16 protein-coding genes and 1 pseudogene are annotated in these 22,796 nt (G+C 74.2%); 7 read left to right on the top strand and 10 right to left on the bottom strand.

Annotated features, from left to right (window positions below):
* Positions 1-199: 199 nt before the first annotated feature.
* From eccE to ACZ7FF_RS23470, 4 genes and pseudogenes are all read left to right on the top strand, one after another.
* Positions 200-1,501 carry a type VII secretion protein EccE gene (eccE, locus tag ACZ7FF_RS23485; RefSeq protein WP_470814204.1) on the top strand — a complete coding sequence of 434 codons (1,302 nt, stop codon included), beginning with the start codon at positions 200-202 and terminating at the stop codon, positions 1,499-1,501.
* 68 nt (positions 1,502-1,569) lie between these two features.
* Positions 1,570-2,280: a hypothetical protein gene (locus ACZ7FF_RS23480; protein ID WP_470814224.1), complete on the top strand. Its 711-nt coding sequence runs from the start codon at positions 1,570-1,572 to the stop codon at positions 2,278-2,280.
* 365 nt (positions 2,281-2,645) lie between these two features.
* Positions 2,646-2,702 (top strand): annotated as a pseudogene (locus tag ACZ7FF_RS23475) (hypothetical protein); the annotation flags it as partial.
* A 633-nt stretch (positions 2,703-3,335) separates the two neighbouring features.
* Positions 3,336-6,224, top strand: coding sequence for a MinD/ParA family ATP-binding protein (locus tag ACZ7FF_RS23470; RefSeq protein WP_470814223.1), 2,889 nt, complete (start codon positions 3,336-3,338; stop codon positions 6,222-6,224).
* An 83-nt stretch (positions 6,225-6,307) separates the two neighbouring features.
* Here the strand turns inward: ACZ7FF_RS23470 and ACZ7FF_RS23465 are convergent, their stop codons facing one another.
* The 9 genes from ACZ7FF_RS23465 to rimP all read right to left on the bottom strand — a co-directional run bounded on the left by ACZ7FF_RS23465 (position 6,308) and on the right by rimP (position 18,761).
* Entirely contained in the window at positions 6,308-7,255 is a 948-nt protein-coding gene (locus ACZ7FF_RS23465) for a bifunctional riboflavin kinase/FAD synthetase (RefSeq protein ID WP_470814203.1), read from the bottom strand.
* A 211-nt stretch (positions 7,256-7,466) separates the two neighbouring features.
* On the bottom strand, positions 7,467-11,312 hold the full coding sequence (locus tag ACZ7FF_RS23460) for a trypsin-like peptidase domain-containing protein (protein WP_470814222.1): 3,846 nt from the start codon (positions 11,310-11,312) through the stop codon (positions 7,467-7,469).
* 417 nt (positions 11,313-11,729) lie between these two features.
* Positions 11,730-12,635, bottom strand: coding sequence for a tRNA pseudouridine(55) synthase TruB (truB, locus tag ACZ7FF_RS23455; RefSeq protein ID WP_470814202.1), 906 nt, complete (start codon positions 12,633-12,635; stop codon positions 11,730-11,732).
* Entirely contained in the window at positions 12,632-13,084 is a 453-nt protein-coding gene (gene rbfA, locus ACZ7FF_RS23450; protein ID WP_470814201.1) for a 30S ribosome-binding factor RbfA, read from the bottom strand. The genes truB and rbfA overlap by 4 nt, the downstream gene beginning before the upstream one ends.
* 48 nt (positions 13,085-13,132) lie before the next feature.
* Positions 13,133-13,426 (bottom strand): DUF503 domain-containing protein, encoded by a 294-nt coding sequence (locus ACZ7FF_RS23445; RefSeq protein ID WP_470814200.1) that lies wholly within the window; start codon positions 13,424-13,426, stop codon positions 13,133-13,135.
* Between the two features lie 211 nt (positions 13,427-13,637).
* Entirely contained in the window at positions 13,638-16,730 is a 3,093-nt protein-coding gene (gene infB / locus ACZ7FF_RS23440; RefSeq protein ID WP_470814199.1) for a translation initiation factor IF-2, read from the bottom strand.
* Between the two features lie 145 nt (positions 16,731-16,875).
* On the bottom strand, positions 16,876-17,172 hold the full coding sequence (locus ACZ7FF_RS23435) for a YlxR family protein (RefSeq protein ID WP_470814198.1): 297 nt from the start codon (positions 17,170-17,172) through the stop codon (positions 16,876-16,878).
* A 90-nt stretch (positions 17,173-17,262) separates the two neighbouring features.
* On the bottom strand, positions 17,263-18,249 hold the full coding sequence (gene nusA / locus ACZ7FF_RS23430) for a transcription termination factor NusA (protein WP_470814197.1): 987 nt from the start codon (positions 18,247-18,249) through the stop codon (positions 17,263-17,265).
* A 2-nt stretch (positions 18,250-18,251) separates the two neighbouring features.
* Positions 18,252-18,761, bottom strand: coding sequence for a ribosome maturation factor RimP (gene rimP / locus ACZ7FF_RS23425; RefSeq protein ID WP_470814196.1), 510 nt, complete (start codon positions 18,759-18,761; stop codon positions 18,252-18,254).
* A gap of 233 nt (positions 18,762-18,994) precedes the next feature.
* On the opposite strand from rimP, the gene ACZ7FF_RS23420 reads away from it, so the two are divergent.
* Genes ACZ7FF_RS23420 through ACZ7FF_RS23410 form a run of 3 tightly spaced genes read left to right on the top strand, consistent with a single transcriptional unit; the run spans position 18,995 to position 20,972 of the window.
* Positions 18,995-19,534, top strand: coding sequence for a hypothetical protein (locus ACZ7FF_RS23420; RefSeq protein ID WP_470814195.1), 540 nt, complete (start codon positions 18,995-18,997; stop codon positions 19,532-19,534).
* Complete coding sequence (locus ACZ7FF_RS23415) at positions 19,531-20,031, top strand: ferritin-like domain-containing protein (RefSeq protein WP_470814194.1); 501 nt, start codon at positions 19,531-19,533, stop codon at positions 20,029-20,031. The genes ACZ7FF_RS23420 and ACZ7FF_RS23415 overlap by 4 nt, the downstream gene beginning before the upstream one ends.
* 41 nt (positions 20,032-20,072) lie before the next feature.
* The gene (locus ACZ7FF_RS23410) at positions 20,073-20,972 is read left to right on the top strand and encodes an aminoglycoside phosphotransferase family protein (protein ID WP_470814193.1); all 900 of its coding nucleotides are present in this window, start codon (positions 20,073-20,075) and stop codon (positions 20,970-20,972) included.
* Between the two features lie 69 nt (positions 20,973-21,041).
* Here the strand turns inward: ACZ7FF_RS23410 and ACZ7FF_RS23405 are convergent, their stop codons facing one another.
* Positions 21,042-22,745 (bottom strand): proline--tRNA ligase, encoded by a 1,704-nt coding sequence (locus tag ACZ7FF_RS23405; protein ID WP_470814192.1) that lies wholly within the window; start codon positions 22,743-22,745, stop codon positions 21,042-21,044.
* Between the last annotated feature and the right edge of the window lie 51 nt (positions 22,746-22,796).

The raw sequence follows: 22,796 nt of genomic DNA, 5'->3' as shown, positions 1-22,796 counted from the left end.
ACGGCCGGAGACCGCAGTCTCCGTACCTCCGTTGTCGGACCGAGCCCCTACTATGCCTGGTGTCTGATCGGTTCCGTGGAGCGGGTAGGGTACCCGGGCCCTCAAGGGCCTTGCTCAGGGGCGGAATTCCAGCGAGTTGTGAGGAAAACGGGGGGATGCGTTGAGGGCTTCCGGGACGCGGGCCCGTACGGGCCGGCAGGTGCGGACACCCGGCCCTTCCGAGACCGGTGCGGAACCGGCCGGAGCGCGGTCGGCGTCGGCCCGGGGCCGGCGGTCCCCGGACGCGGCGGGTGCGGCCGTCCGTCCGGCGCAGTCCGGCTCGTTCCGCCTGCAACGGCTCGTACTGCCGGAACTCGCCGTGGCCGCGCTCGTCGTCGGCTGGATCATCGGCCCGATGGCCCTGGTGCCCGCGGCGGTCGTCGCGCTGTCGTTGGTCGCGCTCGCGTTCGTCCGGCGCCGGGGGCGGTCGCTGCCCGAATGGCTCGCCACGGCACGGGCGTTGAAGGTGCGGCAACGGCGGGCCGCGAGCACGCCGATACCGCCCGGCACCGAGCCGTCGCTGGTGCCCGCGCTGGAGTGCGAGCCCAGCCTGCGCACCTACTCCTACGGCTCCCGGGACCGCCGTCCCGTCGGCATCGTCGGGGACGGCACGTTCGTCACGGCCGTGCTCCAGGTGGAGGCCGACGCGACCGCGCTGCGGGCCGAGCGGACCCGGCAGCCGCTGCCGCTGGGGCTGGTGCGGGACACGCTGGAGGTGGACGGCATCCGGCTGGAGTCGGCCCAGATCGTGCTGCACACCCAGCCCGCGCCCGCGCTGCACCTTCCCCAGCAGTCGGTGGCCGTGGCCAACTACCTTCCGCTGCAGGAGCAGACGGGCGCGCCCGCCGTGCGCATCACCTGGATCGCGCTGAAGCTCGACCCCGAGGCGTGCGCGGAGGCCGTGGCCGCCCGCGGGGGCGGACTGGCCGGGGCGCAGAAGTGCGTCGTGCGGACGGCGGACCACCTGGCGAGCCGGCTGACCGGGGCGGGCTTCCGGGCGCGGGTGCTCGACGAGGAGGAGCTGATCGCCGCCCTCGCCACCTCGGCCTGCGCCAACCCGCTGGTCACCGCCGAGGCGGGGCGCAGCGAGACCCGGGAGCGGCGCACGGAGGAGTCCGGGCGCAGCTGGCGCTGCGACAACCGCCGGCACACCACGTACTGGGTGCGGCGCTGGCCGCAACTGGGCGGCGGACGCGGCGAGTCGCTGCCGCAGTTCGTCGCCCGCGTCACGGCGATACCGGCGCTCGCCACCACCTTCAGCCTCACCCTCGCGCGCGGGGACCGTCAGGAGGTGTCGCTGTGCGGGCACCTGCGGGTGACCGGGCGCAGTGACGACGAACTCGTGGCGGCGCGCCGCGCTCTGGAGGCCGCGGCCCGCCAGGACGGTGCCGGCCTGGCCCGCCTCGACCGTGAGCAACTGCCCGGCATGCTGGCCACACTGCCCCTCGGAGGTGCCCGGTGACGACGATTCCGACGACGTCCCCGGACCGGGACGCGCGGGAGGCGGCGGCCCCCTCGGGGCTGCGGCGCATGGGCGAGCAGCTGCGGCGCGGACTCGGCCTGGTCGGGCCCCGGCACGGACGGCACTCGCTGTCCGCGGCACAACTGGACACCCTCGCCCTGCCCATCGGCGACGACGGCGTGGTGGCCGGCGTGGACGCCGAGGGGCAGCCGGCCGTGCTGGGCATCAACCGGCCCACTCCGTACGACGTCGTGCTCATCGGTGGTCTGTGGACCGCGCAGGTGCTGGCGCTGCGCTCGGCGGCCACCGGTGCGCGGGTGGCCGTGGAGACCGGCCGGCCGCAGGCCTGGATGCAGATGGTGCACGCGATGGGCGGCGGGCAGAACGGCCTGTCGGTGTACGACGTCGGGCGGGTGCCGCCGCAGGGCGCCTCGGCCGGTACGCCGGTGCTGGTGGTGCGGGACTGCGGTATGCGGCCCCCGCGCGGCCGGGTGGTGTCGGGCCCCTGGCAGTCGGTGCTGACCCTGCTGCCGTACCTCAGCCCGGTCGCGCCCCGGATGCTGCGCCAGGCGCGGCTCGCCGGCATCCAGCGGGTCTCGCCGGACGAGGCCGCCGAACTGGGGCGCACCATGGGGCTGTCGCGGACCGAGGTGGAGTCGCTGCCCGCGCTGCCCGACGGTGTCACCCTCTGGTGTACCGACCGTGACCGGCAGTACGTGCTGACGCAACCCACCGATGCCGAGATCGGGTTGCTGGGCACACCGCGGCGGATGGACTGAACGGAGCCCGTCCGCCGGGTTCGTTCACTCCTTCCGCGGTTCCCGTTCGTCGTGTCTCTTCCGGTTGCTCCCGCTTTCCTCCCGTCGTACGGGCGGCGTCGGGGCGGTTTCCCATGCTCTGTGACCTGGTGGGCTCCTGCTGAGGGGTGGGCGGGCCTGCCGAGGTGTGGCTCGTGGTGATTAGGCTGGGAGCGGGCGCGATGACACACCCGTGGAGCGGGCGTCGGTGTCCCAGGGGGAGGGCCGGTGGATCGGACTGCCCCGAACGACGACGGACGACTCGAACGACACGACATGGTCGCCCCGGCACGGCATGAGGGTGCTCGACCACACCAGGAGGAACTGTGAGCAGCGATCGGGACGGGATGCGCGGGGGCTGGGCCACACCCGGCGATGACCAGCCCGACGCGGAGGCCGTCGAGACCACCGGCGAGTTCACCATCGACTACGCTCCCCCGGCCTGGTACACGCAGAACGCGTCCGGCTCGGCGGGCTCCGCCGGTTCGGCCGGCCCGGGTGGATTCCCCGAGCCCAACGACCCCGGCACACCGGGCGATTCGGGCACTCCCGCCGCCTCCGGGCTGCCGCACTTCCCGTCGGCCACGCCGGGCCCGGCTCCTGTTCCGGGACCGACTCCCCCGCCGCCCGTCGCACAGCCGGCCGGCACCCCGCCGCAGGGGACGCCTTACGGACCGCCGCACGGGGCTCCGTCCACCCCGCCGCAGGGCACTCCGTACGCCCCGCCGCCCCCGCCCGCGCCGGCCCAGGGCACTCCGTACGCCCCGCCGCCCCCGCCCGCGCCGGCCCAGGGGGCGCTCTACGCCCCGCCGGAGGGCGCGCCGTTCAGCCCTCCGCAGGGGACCCCCTACGCTCCGCAGCACGGGGCTCCGTCGGCCCCGCCGCAGGGCACCCCGTACGCGCCGCCGCCCCCGCACGCGCCGGTGCAGGGAGCGCCCTACGCCTCACAGCACGGGCCTTCGTCGACGCCTCCGCAGGGCACCCCGTACGCTCCCCCGCCCGTGCAGCCCGCGCCGCCGGTCGGCAACCCCGTCCCGATGCCGAGGCTGCCCGAGGGGTTCGAGCCGCAGCAGCCGCCCCTGCCTCAGCAGGGCCGGCCCGAGGCCACGCCCGCCACACCCACCGTGTCCGCCGCCGAGCCGGAGAGCGGCAACGGGGACCTGGAGAGCGGGGCGACCATGCGGTTCTCCGCCGTCGCCCTGAAGCGCGAGATGGCCGAGATCGCCGAGCGCGCGGTCGCCCTGCAGAAGACGGGCGGGTCCGCCGACGAGGGTTCCGTGGAGGGTACGGCGCCGACCACCGGGGACGCCGCGGACGCCACTGGTGCCGCTGAGTCTGGCGCCTCGACCGACCCCTCAGCCGAGGCGCCCGAGGACGGCGCCTCCGCCGAGGACGGCCCGGCGGTGGACGCCGTCGCCGCGGACGCCTCCGAGTCCGGTGCGGACGAGGACCGGGCCGACGACGGCGACACCGGCTCGGCCGAGGGCAGTGCCGCGCCCGAGGCGGCCACCGCGGCGGACGGCGAGCGGGAGGGAGCCGGGCAGGCAGACCCCGCGCCCGAGACCTCCGCCGATGGCGCGCAGGCCGACGGGGCGTCCTCCGACGCCTCCTCGGAGATGCCCGAGGCCGAGGACGGCACGCCCCGGCCGGGAGCGCCGGAGAACGGCACCTCGGACAGCAGCGTCTCCGAGACCGACGCCGCGCGGACGGACACCGCGCAGACCGACGCGCCCGAAACCGCCGCGGCCCACACGGACGCACCCCAGAGCGATGCGGTCCAGGCCGATGCGGCCCCGGCCGACGCGCCCCACTCCCCCGTTCCGTCGGACGGCTCCCCGCAGCCCGCCGCACCGCAGAGCAACGGCCCGCGGAGCAACGGCCCGCAGCCCACCGCTCCGCCCGCAGCCCCTGCGCCTCCCGCACCCCAGGACGCCCCGCCGGCACCGCAGGACGCTCCCCCAGCACCGCAGGACGCCCCGCCTGCGTGGGCGCCCCAGCCCGCGCCGCAGAACGGGATGCCCCCGCTGCCGCCGTCGTACCAGCCCGCCGCCCCGGCCCCCGCGCACCAGTGGCCCGCGCAGCAGCAGTCCGGCCCGATGCCCGGCCAGCAGCCGCCCGCCGCCGCGCAGGGCCCCACGGGCATGCCAGGCCCGCAGCCGCCGTTCCAGCCCCAGGCGCCGCAGCCCGCGCCCGCGGCCTGGAACCAGCCGCACCAGCCCGGTCAGCCTGGTCAGCAGCATCAGCCCAACCAGCCTGCACAGCCCGGACAGCCGAGCCACCCGGGTGCACCCACGCCCCCGGCCCCCGCTCAGGCCGGTCCGCAGCCGACCCCGCCGGGCCCCGTGCCGGGCGGCTACGGCTTCCCGCAGCCCCCGGCGCCCCAGCCTGGTCCCAACGGCCCCACCCCGCCCGGCGGCTACGGCTTCCCGCACACCGACAACCCGGCCCAGCCCGGCGGTTACGGCTTCCCGCAGGACTCGGCTCCCCAGCCGGGCCCCAACGGCCCCACCCCGCCCGGTGGTTACGGCTTCCCGCAGCCGACGCAGAACGCGCAGCACCCGCAGGCCCCGCAGGGACCGGTGGATCCCCGGTCCGGTGCCGCGTGGCCGCAGCCGATCCAGCACGACCAGCGGCAGCCCACCAACCCCGGTGCCGCGCCGCTGGGTTACACGGCGGCCGTGGAGCTGTCCGCGGACCGGCTGCTGAACAACAAGAAGCAGAAGGTGAAGAGCGGCCGCCCCGCGGCCGCGTCGTCCCGCTTCAAGCTGGGCGGCAAGAAGGAGGAGGCCGAGCGGCAGCGGAAGCTGGAGCTGATCCGCACCCCCGTGCTGTCCTGCTACCGGATAGCGGTCATCAGCCTCAAGGGCGGCGTGGGCAAGACGACCACGACCACCGCGCTCGGCTCCACGCTCGCCACCGAGCGGCAGGACAAGATCCTCGCGATCGACGCGAACCCGGACGCCGGCACGCTCGGCCGACGGGTGCGCCGGGAGACCGGGGCCACCATCCGTGACCTCGTCCAGGCGATCCCGTACCTCAACTCGTACATGGACATCCGCCGGTTCACCTCGCAGGCGCCCTCCGGTCTGGAGATCATCGCCAACGACGTGGACCCGGCCGTCTCGACCACGTTCAACGACGAGGACTACCGGCGCGCGATCGACGTGCTCGGCCGTCAGTACCCGGTCATCCTGACCGACTCGGGCACGGGCCTGCTGTACAGCGCCATGCGCGGAGTGCTCGACCTCGCCGACCAGCTCATCATCATCTCCACGCCGTCCGTGGACGGCGCGAGCAGCGCCAGTACGACGCTGGACTGGCTGTCCGCGCACGGGTACGCCGACCTGGTCTCCCGCTCCCTGACCGTGATCTCCGGGGTCCGTGAGACCGGCAAGATGATCAAGGTCGAGGACATCGTGTCCCACTTCGAGACGCGGACCCGCGGGGTCGTGGTCGTGCCCTTCGACGAGCACCTGGCCGCCGGTGCCGAGGTCAACCTCGACATGATGCGGCCGAGGACGCGGGAGGCGTACTTCCACCTCGCCGCGCTGGTCGCCGAGGACTTCGTGCGGCACCAGCAGGCGCACGGGCTGTGGACCAGCGACGGCAACCCGCCGCCGGTGGCCGCCCCGCCGATGCCGGGGCAGCCCATGCCGGGCCAGCCCATGCCGGGGCAGGCCTACCCGCCTCAGCAGGGACAGCCGTACCCGCCCCAGCAGGGCCAGCAGCCGTACCCGCAGCAGGGACAGCAGCCCTACCCGCCTCAGCAGGGGCAGCCCTATCCGCAGGGCCCGGGGCAGCCGTACGCCCCGGAGCAGCAGCCGTACCCGCCGCAGGGCCAGCCGTACCCGCCGCAGCAGCCCGGCCACCCGCAGCACGGGCAGCCCCAGCAGCAGCCGCCCCAGGCCCCGCCCCAGCAGCAGTAGGACGGCATGAGGAAGGGCGGCCGGTGCTCACCGCACCGGCCGCCCTTTCCTGTCGTCGGCCGGGGAGAACCGGCCGGCCGGGGTCAGTCCTCGGCCGCGACGATCTCCCGGCAGCGCTTCACGTCCGCCGCCATCTGCTCCAGCAGTGCCTCGAGCGACTCGAACTTCGCCTGGCCGCGGACGTAGGCGACGAAGTCGACGGCGACGTGCAGGCCGTACAGGTCGAGGCCGACCCGGTCGATCGCGTACGCCTCCACCGTGCGCTCGGTGCCGTCGAACTGCGGGTTGGTGCCCACGGAGATCGCGGCCGGCATGGCCTCGCCGTCGACGTGCAGGTAGCCGGCGTACACGCCGTCGGCGGGGATGGCGGTGTGGGGCAGCGTCTCGACGTTCGCCGTGGGGAAGCCCAGTTCGCGGCCGCGCTGGGCACCGCGTACGACGACACCCTCCACGCGGTGCGGGCGGCCCAGGATCTCGCGGGCGCCCTCGACGTCGCCCTCGGCGACCAGGCGCCGGGTCAGGGTCGAGGAGAACGGCTCGCCGCCGCCCGCCTCACCCGAGACGTACAGGTCCACGACCTCCACCTCGAAGTCGTAGATCTTGCCCTGCTCGGTCAGGAACTCGACGTTGCCGGCCGCCTTGTGGCCGAAGCGGAAGTTCGGGCCCTCCACGACCGCCCTGGCGTGCAGCTTGTCCACCAGGACCTTCACGACGAAGTCCGCGGGCGACAGCTTCGAGAACTCGGTGGTGAAGGGGAGGACGAGCACCGCGTCGACACCGAGGTCGGTCATCAGTTCGGCGCGGCGGTGGTGCGGTGCGAGCAGCGGCGGGTGGCTGCCGGGGCGGACGACCTCGCTGGGGTGCGGGTCGAAGGTGACGACGACGGCTGGGACGCCCAGCTCCCGGGCGCGGTCCACGGCGTGCTTGATGATCAGCTGGTGGCCGCGGTGGACGCCGTCGTAGGAACCGATGGTGACGACGCTGCGCCCCCAGTCCTGGGGGATGTCCTCCAAGCCACGCCAGCGCTGCACTGTGACCGCTCCTCGAACCCGTGTCCGTGTCTACCTTGACCTCTTGTGCAGGTCTAAGGGTGCCATGCCGGGCGCTCCGGGCCCGCATCGGTATGCGGGCTGTGACGGGGCGCACGTCCGGGGCCGCGGCTCGGGCGGGCGCCCCCCTTCCGTCCGTTCGCGGCGGGCGGCCGCACGCCCCGCGGCACGGCCGTTCGCGGGTGGCCCGGTCTCACGCCGGCACACGTACGCCCGCCAGGTTCTCCAGCGTGCGGCGGGTGCTCGGGCCCACGACGGCGGCCCAGTCCTCCGGCGTGTCGGTGAGCCAGCGGGCCATGCGCGCGGCGAACCCGGGCACGTACCGGCCGAGGTCGGCCAGGGCGCGATCGAAGCGGGTGGCCCCCTCGGGGGTGCGGATGAGGACCAGGCCGGTGCGGTGGACGAGGCCGCGGGCCTCCTCCTCCCGGCACCCCGGGTCCGCCGCCGCGTGCAGGACGGCCTCCAGGACCGTCGGGTCCTGTTCGCTGCCGAGCAGGACCTCCAGGAGTTCCCGGCGCAGCGGGCGGGAGGCGAGCGTGCCGGGAGCGGTGAGGACGGTGGCGAGAGCCGCCCGGAGGGCCTCGGAGCCGCCGTCGAGCAGGCCGGTGACCAGGGGCAGCAGGACCGGGCGGGCGGTGGGACCCCGTTCCAGGCGGTCGTCCACGGCGGCGGCGAGCTGCCGGGCGCTCTCGGAGCGCGGTCGCACCGCCTCGCGCAGCAGGGGCGCGGCCCGGCGCGCGAGGGCCGGGGTGGCGACGTCGGCGAGGGCGCGCAGGGCCTCTTCCGGGTCCGGTCCGCGCAGCCGGGCGCGAAAGGCCTCGAGGACCGGTTCCGGGTGGGTCGTCAGGGCGGGGAGAAGGGCGCTCGGCGGGAACCGCGGGTCGCCGTCGGTGAAGTGCCGCAGCGCCTCGGGCAGGTGCCGGTCGCGGGTGCCCGGGTCGCGCACCAGCAGGGCGAGGGCGCCGCCGTGCAGGGTGCCGTCGGCGGGGCGGGCCAGCAGGGTGAGCGCGGCGTAGCGCAGCAGCTCGCGGTCGGCGGCCGAGCGGAGATGCGGGGCGGCGCGCAGCGCGAACGTCATCGCCGCGACCCGGCGGGCGGGCCGCTCGTCGTGCGCCCAGCGGTCGACGGCCCGGCAGACGGCGGACGGCTCCTCCTCGGCGAGCACGGTGAGCAGCTCGTCGGCGCGCCGGTGCGCGCAGGACACCAGCACCTCGGTCAGCTCGTCCAGCGCGCCGTGCCGATGGGTGTGCAGCAGGGCCTGCGCGGCGGCCGCCACGGTGGCGTCGGGGGTCGCGGGCAGTGGCCGCTCGTCGTCGAACCAGCACGTCAGGTGCGGCGGTACGGCGGTGGGGCCGGCGGCGAGCAGCCGGGCGACGGCGTCGAGGTAGCGCTCGCCGGGGGCGGGCGGCGCCTGGTCGGCGAGGACGAGCCTGCGCAGCAGGTCGAGGCGCTCGGCGTCGCCGACGGGCAGGGCGGTCCAGAAGCCGGGCTCGAACTCGGCGGGCACGGGGCGCTGTTCGCGGCGCCAGGCCACGATGCGGTCGGCGAGCAGCCGCAGCACCTCGGTGTACGCCGTCGCGTCCGGCACCTGCAGCAGGGTCCGGGCGAGCAACCGCGCGGCCCACCAGGAGCCGGTGTCCAGGTCCAGGGCATCCACCAACTCCCGCAACCGGAAGTTGAGTTGGCGTGGCCCCTGCTGGCGGGCCAGGAACAGCAGGGCCTGTACGACCGGGCCGACGCGGTGGTGCGGCACGGGCACCGGGTGCGGGTCGCGGGTGCGGTGGACCAGGGCGTGCAGCGCCTCGTCCAGGTCGAGGTGCATGCCCTGGATCCAGTCGGCCAGCTCCTCGTGGGCGAAGCGGTAGCCCGCGCCCGCCGGGACGAGGAGGCCCTCGGTGAGGACGGCGGAGGCCCAGCCGGTGCCGCCCCCGAGCCGGGCCGGGGCGGGCCCCCAGGGAAACACCGCCTCGAAGGACTCCCGGTCCAGTTCCCCCTGTCCGGGGCCGAGACTGCGCCGGGCCGCCTCGTGCACCTGCCCGGCGACCCGCGCGGCGAGCCTTCGTACGGCCCTGCCGCGCAGGCCCCCCTCGGCCGCGAGCCGCACCGCGATGCGCAGGCACATCAGGTCGAGGTAGGCCGCGAACACCTCGTGCCGGTCGACGGGCCCGGCCGCCGGAGTCTCGGGGAGGGCGGCCCGCACCTCGGACAACAGCCGCAGCGTGAGCGGATGCCCCGCGTCGCGCTCGGTCAGCGCCCCCTCGGGGATCCCGTACCGAGCCCGTGCCCTGCGAGCCTCGTCCGCGGCGAGATCCCCCAGCCGCACGCAGGGGGGCAGCGGGTGCGCGGGTGCGTGGTGCGCTTCCGCGGTGTCGGCCAGATCCACGCGGTAGGCCGGGCCGCGCAAGGGGCGCACACCGGCAACCGAACCACCGAACGAGCCGACCTGCCCACCCGGGCCGGCCTCCCCGGCCGGAAGGTGCGACGGACATCCGGCCGCCCGAGCGTCGAACGAGCCGACCTCACCGCCCAGGAGACGAATCGAGCCCGGCTCCCCGGACGGAACGTGCGGTGAACCCCCGTCAGCCGCCGGAGCGTCGAGGGGGCCCGGCAGGCCGCTGACGGCGAGGTGCGGACCCTCCTCACCTACCGAGGCGTCGCGGGCACCGGCGGGGCCGCCGGCGGTAGGCGCCGAACCGTCCCCGTCCGGTGGAGCGTCGGCGGGGTCCGGCTGCCGCGGGTGCGATTCCTCCAGCTGCGTGTGCAGCAGGGTGGCGGGGAACTCCGTGCCGGCGTACTCCCAGTACTCCTCGCGGCAGGCCACCACCAGCCGGGCGCCGGTCCGCCCCAGCCAGGTGGCCGTGCCGCGGGTCCATTCGGGGAGGCGGTGGGCCAGCACCGGGGGCATCTCCTCGGGACCGTCCAGGAGGAGCAGCAGCGGGCGTCCGGCCCGGGCGGCGAGACCGGCCACACGGTCCGGGCCGAGGTCGCCGAGGTCCTCCGGCTGGACGGCGCGGGCGGCGGCGACGATCCGGGCGGCCCGTTCCAGCGCGCGGCGGGCCGCGTCGGCCACGGACCCGTCGGCGTCCTCCAGGTCGGCGCCGCGCAGCCACAGCGTGGGCGCGGGCCGCTCACCGCGACCGCGCCGGGCGGCGAGGGCCGCGAGTTCCGTCGTACGACCGCTGCCCGGGGCGCCGACGACGCCGAGCACGGTCCGGTCGCCGCCGGTGAACGCGTCCAACTGCGCTGCCACGTGGGTCCGTTCGGCCGGTTCGACCAAGGCGCGCGGCGGGCCGTCCTGGCCCACCGAGGTGGCGGTCAGCTCCAGGACACCGGCCAGGTTGAGGTCGGCGCCGTACGCGGGCACGGTGGCCGCGTTGCGGGCGAGCAGGCCGGCGAGAGCACCCTCGGCCGGCCGCAGCGGGACCGCGAAGCCCGCGTCGCGCCGGGCGGTGTGCAGGGCGGTGCCGAGGACGCCGACGACCGCGCCGGTCCCGGCGTCGAGCACCGGTCCCCCGGCCGCCCCGCCGCCCAGCCGGAGCGCGTCCTGGCCGGCCGTGCCGATCGCCAGTTCCAGTGTGTCGTCGATGAGGTGGAAGCGGTCCGTGGCGGTGTACGTCGCCTCGGTGGCGGCCAGCACCCGTGCCTCGCGCCAGCAGCCGGCGGCGATCCGCACATAGGTGCCGGACTCGACCCGTTCCCGCACGGTCAGCGGCAGCGGGGCCACGCCCAGGCCCTCGGTGCGCACCAGGGCCAGGTCCCGGGCCGGCAGCCCGGTGACCGCGTCCGCGTCGACCACGCAGGTGCTCTCGCCCACGTGCAGCACCAGCCGGGCGAGGCCGTCGACGGCTTCGTGGCTGGTGAGCAGGGTGCCGTCGTGATCGGCGAGGAAACCGACGCCCCGTGGGCGCCCGGCGAGGTCGCGGATCTGGACGAGGACCTCGGCGGCGCGGTCCGTGCCGTCCGGCCGGGTCGAGTCCCACGTACGGTCGTCACGCCCCCGGTGCGCACCGCCGCCGATGCCGTACGCCGCGTCCCCCATGCCGTACGACGTCTCCCCGGCCTCGTACGCCGTCTCCCCCATGCCGTACGCCGTGTCCGACGCGGGGTACGGGGACGTTCCCGTCCCGAACGCCGTCCTCCCCGTGCCGTGTGCCGCCGCCCGGCGCCCGGCTCCGGTCCGCGGGACCCGTCCTGCCATGGCCGTACCTCCCCGCCCGTGCCCGCGTGCCCTGTCTCAGACGGTAGGCGCGCGGTGATCGACGGGACAGATCGCGCGATGAACGCGCCCCCCTCCGCTCCCCCGGTTCACTCCGAGCGCCTGCCCGGTCGGGTGAATAGGCGAGGACGGCTGGATACACCCTAGGGGTGGGGGAACCGAGGGGGACCGTGGAGCGGCGGCAGGGGCCCGACCCCGTGGCCGGCCGCCGCTCCACGGGCAGCGGCCGGGTGCGGGCTCTCAGCCGAAGACGGCCAGGCTCTTGGCCTTGCCCTTGTGCTGTTCCACGAGCGCGAGGAAGCTGCCCTCGGGATCGAACACGGCGACGGGACCGGCGTCCGCGTACTCCTCGGGCATCTCCAGCCGGACCCCGTTCAGCAGCAGCCGCGCCCGCTTGGCGTCGACCACCCAGCGCGGGAACGCGGCCGAGGCGGCCTCGGCGATCGGCATCACGCTCAGTTCCTGCTGGAGCTGGTCCAGCGTCTTCGCCGTGTCGATCTTGTACGGGCCGACCCGGGTGCGGCGCAGCGCGGTGAGGTGGCCGCCGACGCCGAGGTCGGCACCCAGGTCACGGGCGAGTGCGCGGATGTAGGTGCCGGAGGAGCAGACCACCGACACCACCAGGTCGAGAACGGGCGTGCCGTCCTCGGCGACGGCGTCCCGGACGTCGTACACCGTGAAGGAGGAGACGGTCACCGGCCGGGCGGGGATCTCGAACTCCTCGCCCTCTCGGGCCCGCTTGTACGACCGCACGCCGTTGATCTTGATGGCGCTGACCTTGGACGGCACCTGCATGATGGCGCCGGTCAGCTTGGCGATTCCGGCGTCGATGGCGTCCCGGGTCACCTTGGACGAGTCGGTGGACGAGGTGATCTCGCCCTCGGCGTCGTCGGTGACGGTGTTCTGGCCCAGGCGGACGGTGCCCAGGTACTCCTTCTCGGTGAGGGCGAGGTGCCCGAGGAGCTTGGTGGCCCGCTCGACGCCGAGGACCAGGACGCCGGTCGCCATCGGGTCGAGGGTGCCGGCGTGGCCGACCCGGCGGGTCCGGGCGATCCCGCGCATCTTGGCGACCACGTCGTGCGAAGTGAAGCCCGACGGCTTGTCGACGATGACAAGGCCGTCGGGCGTGGTGTGCTTCTGGGTCATTCCGCGGCGTCGCCGTCCGTCTCGTCGTCCGCCGGCTTGCGGTACGGGTCCGCCTCACCGGCGTACGCGGCGCCGGTGGCGCTCTCGCGCACCTTCGCGTCGGACTGCCGTGCCTTGTCGAGGAGGTCCTCGATGGTCCGGGCGGTGTCCGGCAGGGCGTCCGCGACGAAGCTCAGGGTCGGCGTGAACTTCACACCGGCCGCGCGGCCCACCTCGGAGCGCAGGATCCCCTTGGCGCTCTCCAGGCCCGCCGCGGCGGCCTGCCGCTCCTCCTCGTCCCCGTAGACCGTGTAGAAGACGGTCGCCTCCCGGAGGTCACCCGTGACCCGGGTGTCCGTGATGGTGATGTGCGAGCCGAGCCGCGGGTCCTTGATCCCGCGCTGCAGCTTCTGGGCCACCACCTCTCGGATGAGGTCCGCCAGCCTTTTCGCCCGCGCGTTGTCGGCCACTGGTCCAGCTCCCGTTCTTTCTTCTTCTTGCGTTCTGTGGTCCGGTCGTCAGTCGTCGTCACCGTGGAAACGCCGTCGTACGGACAGCAGTTCCACCTCGGGGCGCGCGGCGACCAGCCGTTCGCACCGGTCCAGTACATCGGTGAGATGCCCCGCGTCGCCGGAGACCATGGCCAGGCCGATGACGACCCGCCGGTGGAGGTCCATGTGGTCCACCTCGGCCGCGCTCACCGCGTACTTCCGCTGGAGTTCGGCGACGATCGGGCGGACGACGGAGCGCTTCTCCTTCAGCGAGTGGACGTCGCCGAGGAGCAGGTCGAAGGACAGAGTCCCCACGTACATGTGTGTAACCGGTTCACCCGCCGGTACGGGATCGATGGCCCCGGATCCGTGTGGCCGGGGACATCAAGAAACGGTACCGCGTACCTGCCGGTGGCTCGACAGGGTTTCCGGGGCACCGTCGGGTTCGGGCACCGCCGGGGGCTTCCGCCCCCGGGAACGGCGCGCTGGCCGGCAGGACCGAGGTCCCGCCGGCCAGTACGAACCGTGGGCGTTACGCCCGCGGCTTCTCCCGCATCTCGTACGTCGCGATGACGTCGTCGATCTTGATGTCGTTGAAGTTTCCGAGGTTGATACCACCCTCGTAGCCTTCGCGGATCTCGGTGACGTCGTCCTTGAAGCGACGCAGGCCCTCGATGTTGAGGTTCTCCGCGACCACCTTGCCGTCGCGGATGAGGCGCGCCTTGGTGTTCCGCTTGACCTCGCCGGAGCGGATGAGGACACCCGCGATGTTGCCCAGCTTGGACGACTTGAAGACCTCGCGGATCTCCGCCGTACCCAGCTCGACCTCTTCGTACTCCGGCTTGAGCATGCCCTTGAGGGCCGCCTCGATCTCCTCGATCGCCTGGTAGATGACCGAGTAGTACCGGACGTCCACGCCCTCGCGCTCGGCCATCTGCTGGGCACGCCCGGCAGCCCGGACGTTGAAGCCGATGACGATCGCGTCCGAGCCCATGGCCAGGTCGATGTCGGACTCCGTGACCGCACCGACACCGCGGTGCAGGACGCGGATGTCGACCTCTTCACCGACGTCCAGCTGGAGCAGCGAGGACTCGAGGGCCTCGACGGAACCGGAAGCGTCACCCTTGATGATCAGGTTCAGCTGCTGGACCTCGCCGGCCTTGAGCACCTTGTCCAGGTCCTCGAGGGACACGCGGCGCGTGCGCTTGGCGAACGCGGCGTTGCGCTCACGAGCGGCGCGCTTCTCCGCGATCTGGCGGGCCGTACGGTCCTCCTCGACCACGAGGAAGTTGTCGCCCGCACCCGGGACGTTGGTCAGGCCCAGGACCTGGACCGGCGTCGAGGGACCGGCCTCGGCGACGTTGTTGCCGTTGTCGTCGAGCATGGCGCGGACGCGGCCGTAGGCGTCGCCCACCACCATCGTGTCGCCGACCCGCAGCGTGCCTCGCTGGACGAGCACCGTCGCCACGGCACCACGGCCGCGGTCGAGGCGGGACTCGATCGAGATGCCCTGCGCGTCCTGGTTCGGGTTGGCCCGCAGGTCGAGCGAGGCGTCGGCCGTGAGGATCACGGCCTCCAGCAGCGAGTCGATGTGCAGACCCTGCTTGGCGGAGATGTCGACGAACATCGTGTCGCCGCCGTACTCCTCGGCCACCAGGCCGTACTCGGTCAGCTGACCGCGCACCTTGGTCGGGTCGGCACCCTCGACGTCGATCTTGTTGACCGCGACCACGATCGGCACGTCGGCCGCCTTGGCGTGGTTCAGCGCCTCGACCGTCTGCGGCATGACGCCGTCGTTGGCCGCGACGACCAGGATCGCGATGTCGGTCGACTTCGCACCACGGGCACGCATGGCGGTGAACGCCTCGTGACCCGGGGTGTCGATGAAGGTGATCTTCCGCTCTTCGTCGTTGACCTCGGTCGCGACCTGGTAGGCACCGATGTGCTGGGTGATGCCGCCGGCCTCGCCCGCGATGACGTTCGTCTTGCGGATGGCGTCGAGCAGTCGGGTCTTACCGTGGTCGACGTGACCCATGACGGTGACGACCGGCGGACGGACCACCAGGTCCTCCTCGTCGCCCTCGTCCTCGCCGAACTCGATGTCGAAGGACTCGAGAAGCTCGCGGTCCTCCTCCTCCGGGCTGACGATCTGAACCGTGTAGTTCATCTCGTCGGCGAGGAGCTGCAGGGTCTCGTCGGAGACGGACTGCGTCGCGGTGACCATCTCGCCGAGGTTCATCATGACCGCGACGAGGGACGCCGGGTTCGCGTTGATCTTCTCCGCGAAGTCCGTGAGCGACGCGCCACGGGAGAGACGAATGCTCTCGCCGTTGCCGCGCGGCAGCATCACGCCGCCGACGCTCGGGGCCTGCATGGCCTCGTACTCCTGGCGCCTCTGCCGCTTCGACTTGCGACCACGACGCGCGGGACCGCCGGGACGGCCGAAGGCGCCCTGCGTGCCACCACGACCGCCCGGACCACCGGGACGACCGCCGAAGCCGGGACGGCCACCGCCGCCACCACCGGGACCACCCGGACGGCCGGCGAAACCACCGCCGCCACCGCCACCGGGACCACCCGGACGGCCGGCGAAGCCGCCGCCGCCACCACCGGGACGGCCGGCGAAGCCGCCGCCGCCACCGGGACGACCGCCGCCGCCGCCCGGACGACCGCCGCCACCGGGACCACGGCCGCCGGGGCCACCGCCGCCCGGACGCGGGCCGGCAGCGGGACGCTGCGGCATCATGCCGGGGTTCGGACGCGGACCGGCCGGGCCGGGACGCGGACCGCCCTGCGGGCGGGGCATGCCGGCCGGCGACGGACGCCCGGAGGCACCGCCGTGACCGCCCGGAGCCTGCGGACGCGGACCGCCGCCCTGGGCGCCGGGCGCCTGCGGACGGGGACCGGCGCCGGGGGCACCGCCGGGACGCGGGCCGCCCTGCGGGCGGGGCGACTGCGGGCGGGCCATGCCGGTGGAGCCGCCGGAGGTGAAGGGGTTGTTACCCGGACGCGGACCGGCCGGACGGGCACCCGGACGCGGGGCCTGGCCACCGGCGCGCTGGCCGCCCTGACCCGGACGGGCCTGGCCCTGGCCGGGAGCGCCGGGACGAGCGCCACCGGGCTTGGGAGCACCGGGACGACCGCCGCCGGGACGCGGGCCCTGCGCGGCCGGGGCCTGCGGGGTCTGCGCGGCGGGAGCCGGCGGAGCGGTGAACTCCGGAGCGGCCGGGGCCGGACGCGGCGCGGGCTTGGGGCCCGGCACCGGGCGCGGGCCGGAGGCCGGCGCGGGAGACGCGGGAGCCACGGGGGCCGCCGGAGCGGCGGGCTGCTGGGCAGCCGGCGCCGTCGGAGGCTTCGGGGCAGCCGGCTTCGGGGCAGCCGGACGGGCCGCCTGCGCCGGAGAGGGCGCGGCGGGCCTGGGGGAAGCCTTGCGCGGGGCGGGCTTTCCGGCGGACTTGCCGTTGCCACCGCCCTGGAAGGCGTCGGTCAGCTTGCGTACAACGGGCGCTTCGATGGTCGAAGACGCCGAACGGACGAATTCACCGAGCTCCTGGAGCTTGGCCATGACGACCTTGCTCTCGACACCGAACTCCTTGGCGAGTTCGTAGACCCGGACCTTAGCCACTTCGCTCCTTTGAGGTCCGGGTTGAAGCCGGACCGTCGCTAGTTCATGGGCGTACTCATCGCGTACTCATCGAGTGCTCATCGCAATCTCGACCTGCTTTCGACTCGCGAGGTACCAGGCCGCACGGGGTTCCGTGCGACACGTCTTACGGTGTTGCCTGCTTGGCAACTCTTGTCTGCTCGACGTATTGGCGCAACGCCTTTGTGTCGAGCGCTCCCGGGACGCGCAGTGCCCGCGGGAACGCCCGGCGGCGCACCGCCTGGTCGAGACAGACCAGGACGGGGTGTACATACGCACCCCGGCCGGGCAGCGTACCGCGAGGATCGGGGACGCATGCGTCCTCGCTCCTCACGATCCGCAGGAGATCGTCTTTGGCCGCCCGCTCCCGGCACCCCACACAGGTGCGTTCAGGGCATGCTCCGGCGTGCGTCCGGCCAGACACGGTTAAGTCTACCTCCCCGTACCGACCTCACCCCTTCGGGGCAAAGATCGAACGGCTGTTGTCGTAATCCAAGCGGCGTGCGGCTTGGATCTATTCCCCGGCCGGCTCGGTGTCGGGCCGGATGTCGATGCGCCAGCCGGTCAGCCGGGCCGCGAGGCGGGCGTTCTGCCCCTCCTTGCCGATGGCCAGCGACAGCTGGTAGTCCGGCACGGTCACCCGCGCGGAGCGGGCGGCCAGGTCGACGACCTCCACCTTGCTCACCCGAGCGGGTGACAGGGCGTTCGCCACCATCTCGGCCGGGTCGTCCGACCAGTCGACGATGTCGATCTTCTCGCCGTTCAGCTCGCCCATCACGTTGCGCACCCGGCCGCCCATCGGGCCGATGCAGGCACCCTTGGCGTTCAGGCCCGCACGGGTGGACCGCACGGCGATCTTGGTGCGGTGACCGGCCTCACGCGCGATGGCCGAGATCTCCACCGAGCCGTCGGCGATCTCCGGCACCTCCAGGGCGAAGAGCTTCTTCACCAGGTTGGGGTGCGTGCGGGACAGGGTCACGGAGGGACCGCGGACACCCTTGGCCACCCGGACGACGTAGCTGCGCAGCCGCATGCCGTGCGGGTACGTCTCGCCGGGCACCTGCTCCTGCACCGGCAGGATGGCCTCCAGCTTGCCGATGTCCACGAGCACGTTCTTCGGGTCGCGGCCCTGCTGGACCACGCCGGTGACGATGTCGCCCTCGCGGCCGGCGTACTCACCGAGCGTCGCGTCGTCCTCGGCGTCGCGCAGCCGCTGCAGGATCACCTGCTTGGCGGTGGTGGCGGCGATACGGCCGAAACCGGACGGGGTGTCGTCGAACTCCCGGGCCTCCTGGCCCTCCTCGAGGTCCTCGGGGTCCTCCTTCGCCCACACGGTCACATGCCCGGTCTCCCGGTTGAGCTCCACGCGCGCGTGTCGGCGGCTTCCCTCGGTGCGGTGGTAGGCGATGAGGAGGGCCGATTCGATCGCCTCGACCAGCAGGTCGAAGGAGATCTCCTTCTCCCTGACCAAGCCCCGCAGGGCGCTCATGTCGATGTCCACGGCTACGCCTCCTCCTCTTCCTTCATGTCCTTCGTGTCCTTGCGGTTGAACTCGACCTGCACGCGCGCCTTGGCGATCTCCGGGAAGTCGAGTCTGCGGGTGGTGGCCTTGCGACCCTTGACCCCGGGCACCTCGACGTCGACGCCCGCGTCGTCGACGGTCAGGATCCGTGCGACCACTTCGCCGCCCTCGGCCAGCTGGAACCTCACCAGCCGGTCCGTGGCGCGCACGAAGTGCCGGTGCTCGGTGAGGAGGCGCTCCGCGCCCGGGGTTCCGACCTCCAGGTCGTACGCGTCGTCGCCCATCGCGTTGGTGTCGTCGAGCTTCGCCGAGAGCGCGCGGCTCACATCGGCGATCGCGTCCAGGTCCGCCCCGGTGTCCGAGTCGACGACCACACGCAGCACCCGCTTGCGTCCGACGGAGTCGACGGCGATCTCCTCGAGATCCAGCCCCTGGGAGGTGACGAGCGGTTCCAGCAGCTCTCGCAGCCTCTCGCTCTGGGTGGTGCTCATCCGGGTGACTCCTCGGCCGCGTGTGCTGTTGTGGGATGGGTCGCGTCTGGTCAAAGGGTATCCGGTCGCGGGGTGTGTTGCCGTCCACCTGTGCCCGAGCCGCCACGAACCGCGACGACCGGCGCCCGACGGTGCCGGTGAGTGGCGTCGGACGGGTGCGCGGGTACGGTGATCACGGGCGTGCCGCCCGTCGCCGTTCTTCCTTTCGTACGAGTTCCCCGAGGACGTCCGCAGTGCCGTATCCGCCACCGCCGCGCAACATGCCCTCGGGGCCGCGCAGAAGATCCCTGCTCGCCTCGGCCGCCGGCGCCGCCCTGCTGGCCGGCTGCTCGTCCGACCCGGACTCCGGCGGCAACGGCCCCTCGGCCACCGCCCGGGCACGCGCGCGTGCGGCCCGCGACAGCCAGGTGCTGCTGCGGCAGTACGACGCCGTGCTCGCCGCGCACCCCGGCCTCGCCGAGCGGCTGCGCCCGCTGCGCGAGGCGGTCGCGGCGCACGTGCGGGCCTTCACCGACGGCGCGGCCCCCACGGCGACACCTTCGAAGGCCGCCACGGCCTCGGCCTCCGGCTCTCCGGCCGCCTCCCCGTCCGCGTCGCCCGTGCCCGGCACCGAGAAGGACGCCCTCGCCTCGCTGGCCGGCGCCGAGCGCACCCTCGCCGACCGGCGCGCCAAGGACCTGCTCGACCTGCCGGGCGAGCCGGCCCGGCTGCTCGCCTCGGTGGCGGCGGCCGGGGCCGCCCACGCGTACCTGCTGACAGGGGGAGCGAAATGAGCCACAGGTCCAAGGACGCCGACCGGACCGAGCTGACCGCGCTGCAGGCGGCCCTGGCGGCCGAGCACGCGGCGGTCTACGGCTACGGCGTCGTCGGCGGCCAGATCGGGGCCCCGCGCCGCGCCGACGCCCGGGCGGCGTACGACGCCCACCGGGCCCGCCGGGACGCCCTGGCGCGCGAGGTCCGCGACCTGGGCGGCGAGCCGGTGGCCGCGAACGCCGCGTACGCCTTGCCGTTCCCGGTGCACGACCAGGCCGGCGCGGTACGCCTCGCCGCCCGGCTGGAGGACCGCGTGGCCGGGGTCTACTCGGACCTGGTGCGGGCGGCCACCGGCGCCCGACGCGCCGCTGCCGCCGAAGCGCTGCGGGAGGCTGCGGTGCGGTCGGTGCGCTGGAGCGGGGAGAGCGTAGCCTTCCCTGGGCTCGCCGAGCGGGCCGACACGGGGACCGGCGCCGCCGGCGCGACCCCGTCGGCCACCGCGCCGGCGACCCGTTGAGCGCCGTACGACAGGCTCAGGAGGAAGGGAACGACTCGCGCATGGCTTTCGAACCGCCGCAGCGCCTGGTGCGCGCGCTCGGTGAGACGGCACCGGCCGGGGACGACTGGCTGGCGCTGCTGCCCGGCACGGCCGAGCGGGCCGTCGCCCGGCGCGAGTTGACCGTCGAACGGGTCCAGGTGCCGGGCGGCCGCAGCAGCCTGGTGGTGCTGGTCCGCCGGCCGGACGGCACCCCGGCCGTGCTGAAGCTGGCCCCGCCGCGCGCCCGGCCCGCGAGCGAGCGGGCGGCGCTGGCGCACTGGGGCGGCCTGGGCGCCGTGCAGCTCCTGGAAGCCGGTGCGGAGGACGAGGCGCTGCTGCTGGAGCGGCTGCACCCGGACGTGTCGGTGCGGTCGCTGCCGGAGGCGAAGGCACTCCTGGAGGCGACGGGCACGCTGCGCCGGCTGTGGGTGGAGCCACCGGCCGGCCACGCCTTCGAGACCGTGGCGGAGCGCACCGGACGACAGGCGGCGGCGATGCGGGCGGGCGCCGGGCACGAGCCGGACGTGGCCCCGCTGGTCGACGCGGCGCTCGCGGCCCGCGAGGAGCTGCTGGCCGCGCCGCCCGAGCACCGGCTGCTGCACGGCACGTTCCGGCAGAGCAAGGTGCTCTCCGGGGAGCGGATGCCGTGGCTCGCGGTGGGCCCCGACCCGGTGGTCGGCGAAAGCGCGTTCGATCTGGCGCGGCTGGTGCGGGACCGTGTGGAGGACCTGATCGCCTCGCCGTCCGGCGCGGCGATCACCCGGCGCCGGATCAAGCGGCTCGCGGAGTCCCTGGAGGTCGACCAGGAGCGGCTGCGGGGCTGGACGCTGTTCCGGGCGGTGGAGTCCGGCGTGCGGGCCCTGCGGGTGGGGCGGCCGAAGGACGGGGAGCTGCTGCTGGAGTTCGCCGGGTGGCTGTGAGGGCCACGCGCGAAGCCCCCTGGACCTCCGCGGGTCACAGGGGGCTTTCTTCACCGGGGCTTCCCCCGGCTACGCGGTCAGGCGGGCGATCGCGTCCTCGACGGACAGCTCCTCGCGCTCACCGGTCTTGCGGTCCTTCAGCTCGAGGACGCCCTCGCCGGAGCGGCGGCCGGCCACCAGGATCTGCGGGACGCCGATCAGCTCGGCGTCGGTGAACTTCACGCCCGGGGAGACCCCGGCCCGGTCGTCCACCAGGACGCGCACGCCGGCGGCGGCCAGCTTCTCGGCGACGTCGAGGGCCAGCTCGGTCTGCAGGGCCTTGCCCGCGGCGACGACGTGCACATCGGCCGGGGCGACCTCCTTGGGCCAGCACAGGCCCTGGTCGTCGGCGCTCTGCTCGGCGAGCGCGGCGACGGCACGGGAGACACCGATGCCGTAGGAGCCCATGGTGACGCGGACCGGCTTGCCGTTCTGGCCGAGGACGTCGAGCTTGAGGGCGTCGGCGTACTTGCGGCCCAGCTGGAAGATGTGGCCGATCTCGATGGCACGGTCCAGCTTCAGGCCGGTGCCGCACTTCGGGCAGGGGTCGCCCTCCTGGACCACCACGACGTCCACGTACGCGTCGACCTCGAAGTCACGGCCCGCGACGACGTTCTTCGCGTGCGTGTGCTCCTTGTTGGCGCCGGTGATCCAGGCGGTGCCGGGGGCGATGCGCGGGTCGGCGATGTACGTGACCTTCTCGCCCAGCCCCTGCGGGCCGACGTAGCCGCGCACCAGGTCGGGACGGCCGACGAAGTCCTCGGCGGTGACCAGCTCGACGGCGGCCGGCGCGAAGTGCGCCTCGACCTTGCCCAGGTCCACCTCGCGGTCCCCGGGGACGCCCACGGCCACGATGTCGCCGTCCACCTTGACCAGCAGGTTCTTCAGCGTGGCCGAGGCGGGGACGCCGAGGGAGGCGGCCAGGGTCTCGATGGTGGGGGTGTCGGGGGTGGGGATCTCCTCCAGCGCGGGCACGTCCGAGCCGTCGACCGGCTGCAGCTCGTACGTGATCGCCTCCGTGTTGGCGGCGAAGTCGCAGTTCGGGCAGTCCGCGAAGGTGTCCTCGCCGGCCTCGGCCGGGGCGAGGAACTCCTCGGACTTCGAGCCGCCCATGGCGCCGGCGGTGGCGGCGCAGATGCGGTAGTCGAGCCCGAGCCGCTCGAAGATGCGCTGGTAGGCCTGGCGGTGCAGGGCGTAGGACCGGCCGAGGCCCTCGTCGTCCAGGTCGAAGGAGTACGAGTCCTTCATCTGGAACTCGCGGCCGCGCAGGATGCCCGCGCGGGGCCGGGCCTCGTCACGGAACTTCGTCTGGATCTGGTAGAGGATCACCGGCAGGTCCTTGTAGGACGTGCACTGGTCCTTGACCAGGAGGGTGAAGATCTCCTCGTGGGTGGGACCGAGCAGGTAGTCGCCGCCCTTGCGGTCCTTGAGCCGGAACAGCTCCTGGCCGTACTCGTCCCAGCGGCCGGTGGCCTCGTAGGGCTCGCGCGGCAGCAGGGCGGGGAGCAGCACCTCCTGGGCGCCGATCGCGTCCATCTCCTCGCGGACGATCCGCTCCACGTTGGAGAAGACCTTCTTGCCGAGGGGCAGCCAGCTCCAGATGCCGGCGGCGGTACGGCGGACGTAGCCGGCGCGGACGAGCAGCTTGTGGCTGAGGACCTCGGCGTCCGCCGGGTCGTCGCGCAGCGTCTTCACCATCAACTGGGACATGCGCTGGACCGGTGCGTTCGCCATGGTTGTCGTACTCCTGCCGGGTAAGGGTGATGGCTAGGAGGTTAGCCGGGT

The sequence above is a fragment of the Streptomyces sp. NPDC037126 genome, from assembly GCF_055605965.1.
The sequence above is the reverse complement of the archived record's forward strand: the minus strand, read 5'-3'. Positions and strand labels throughout refer to the sequence as shown.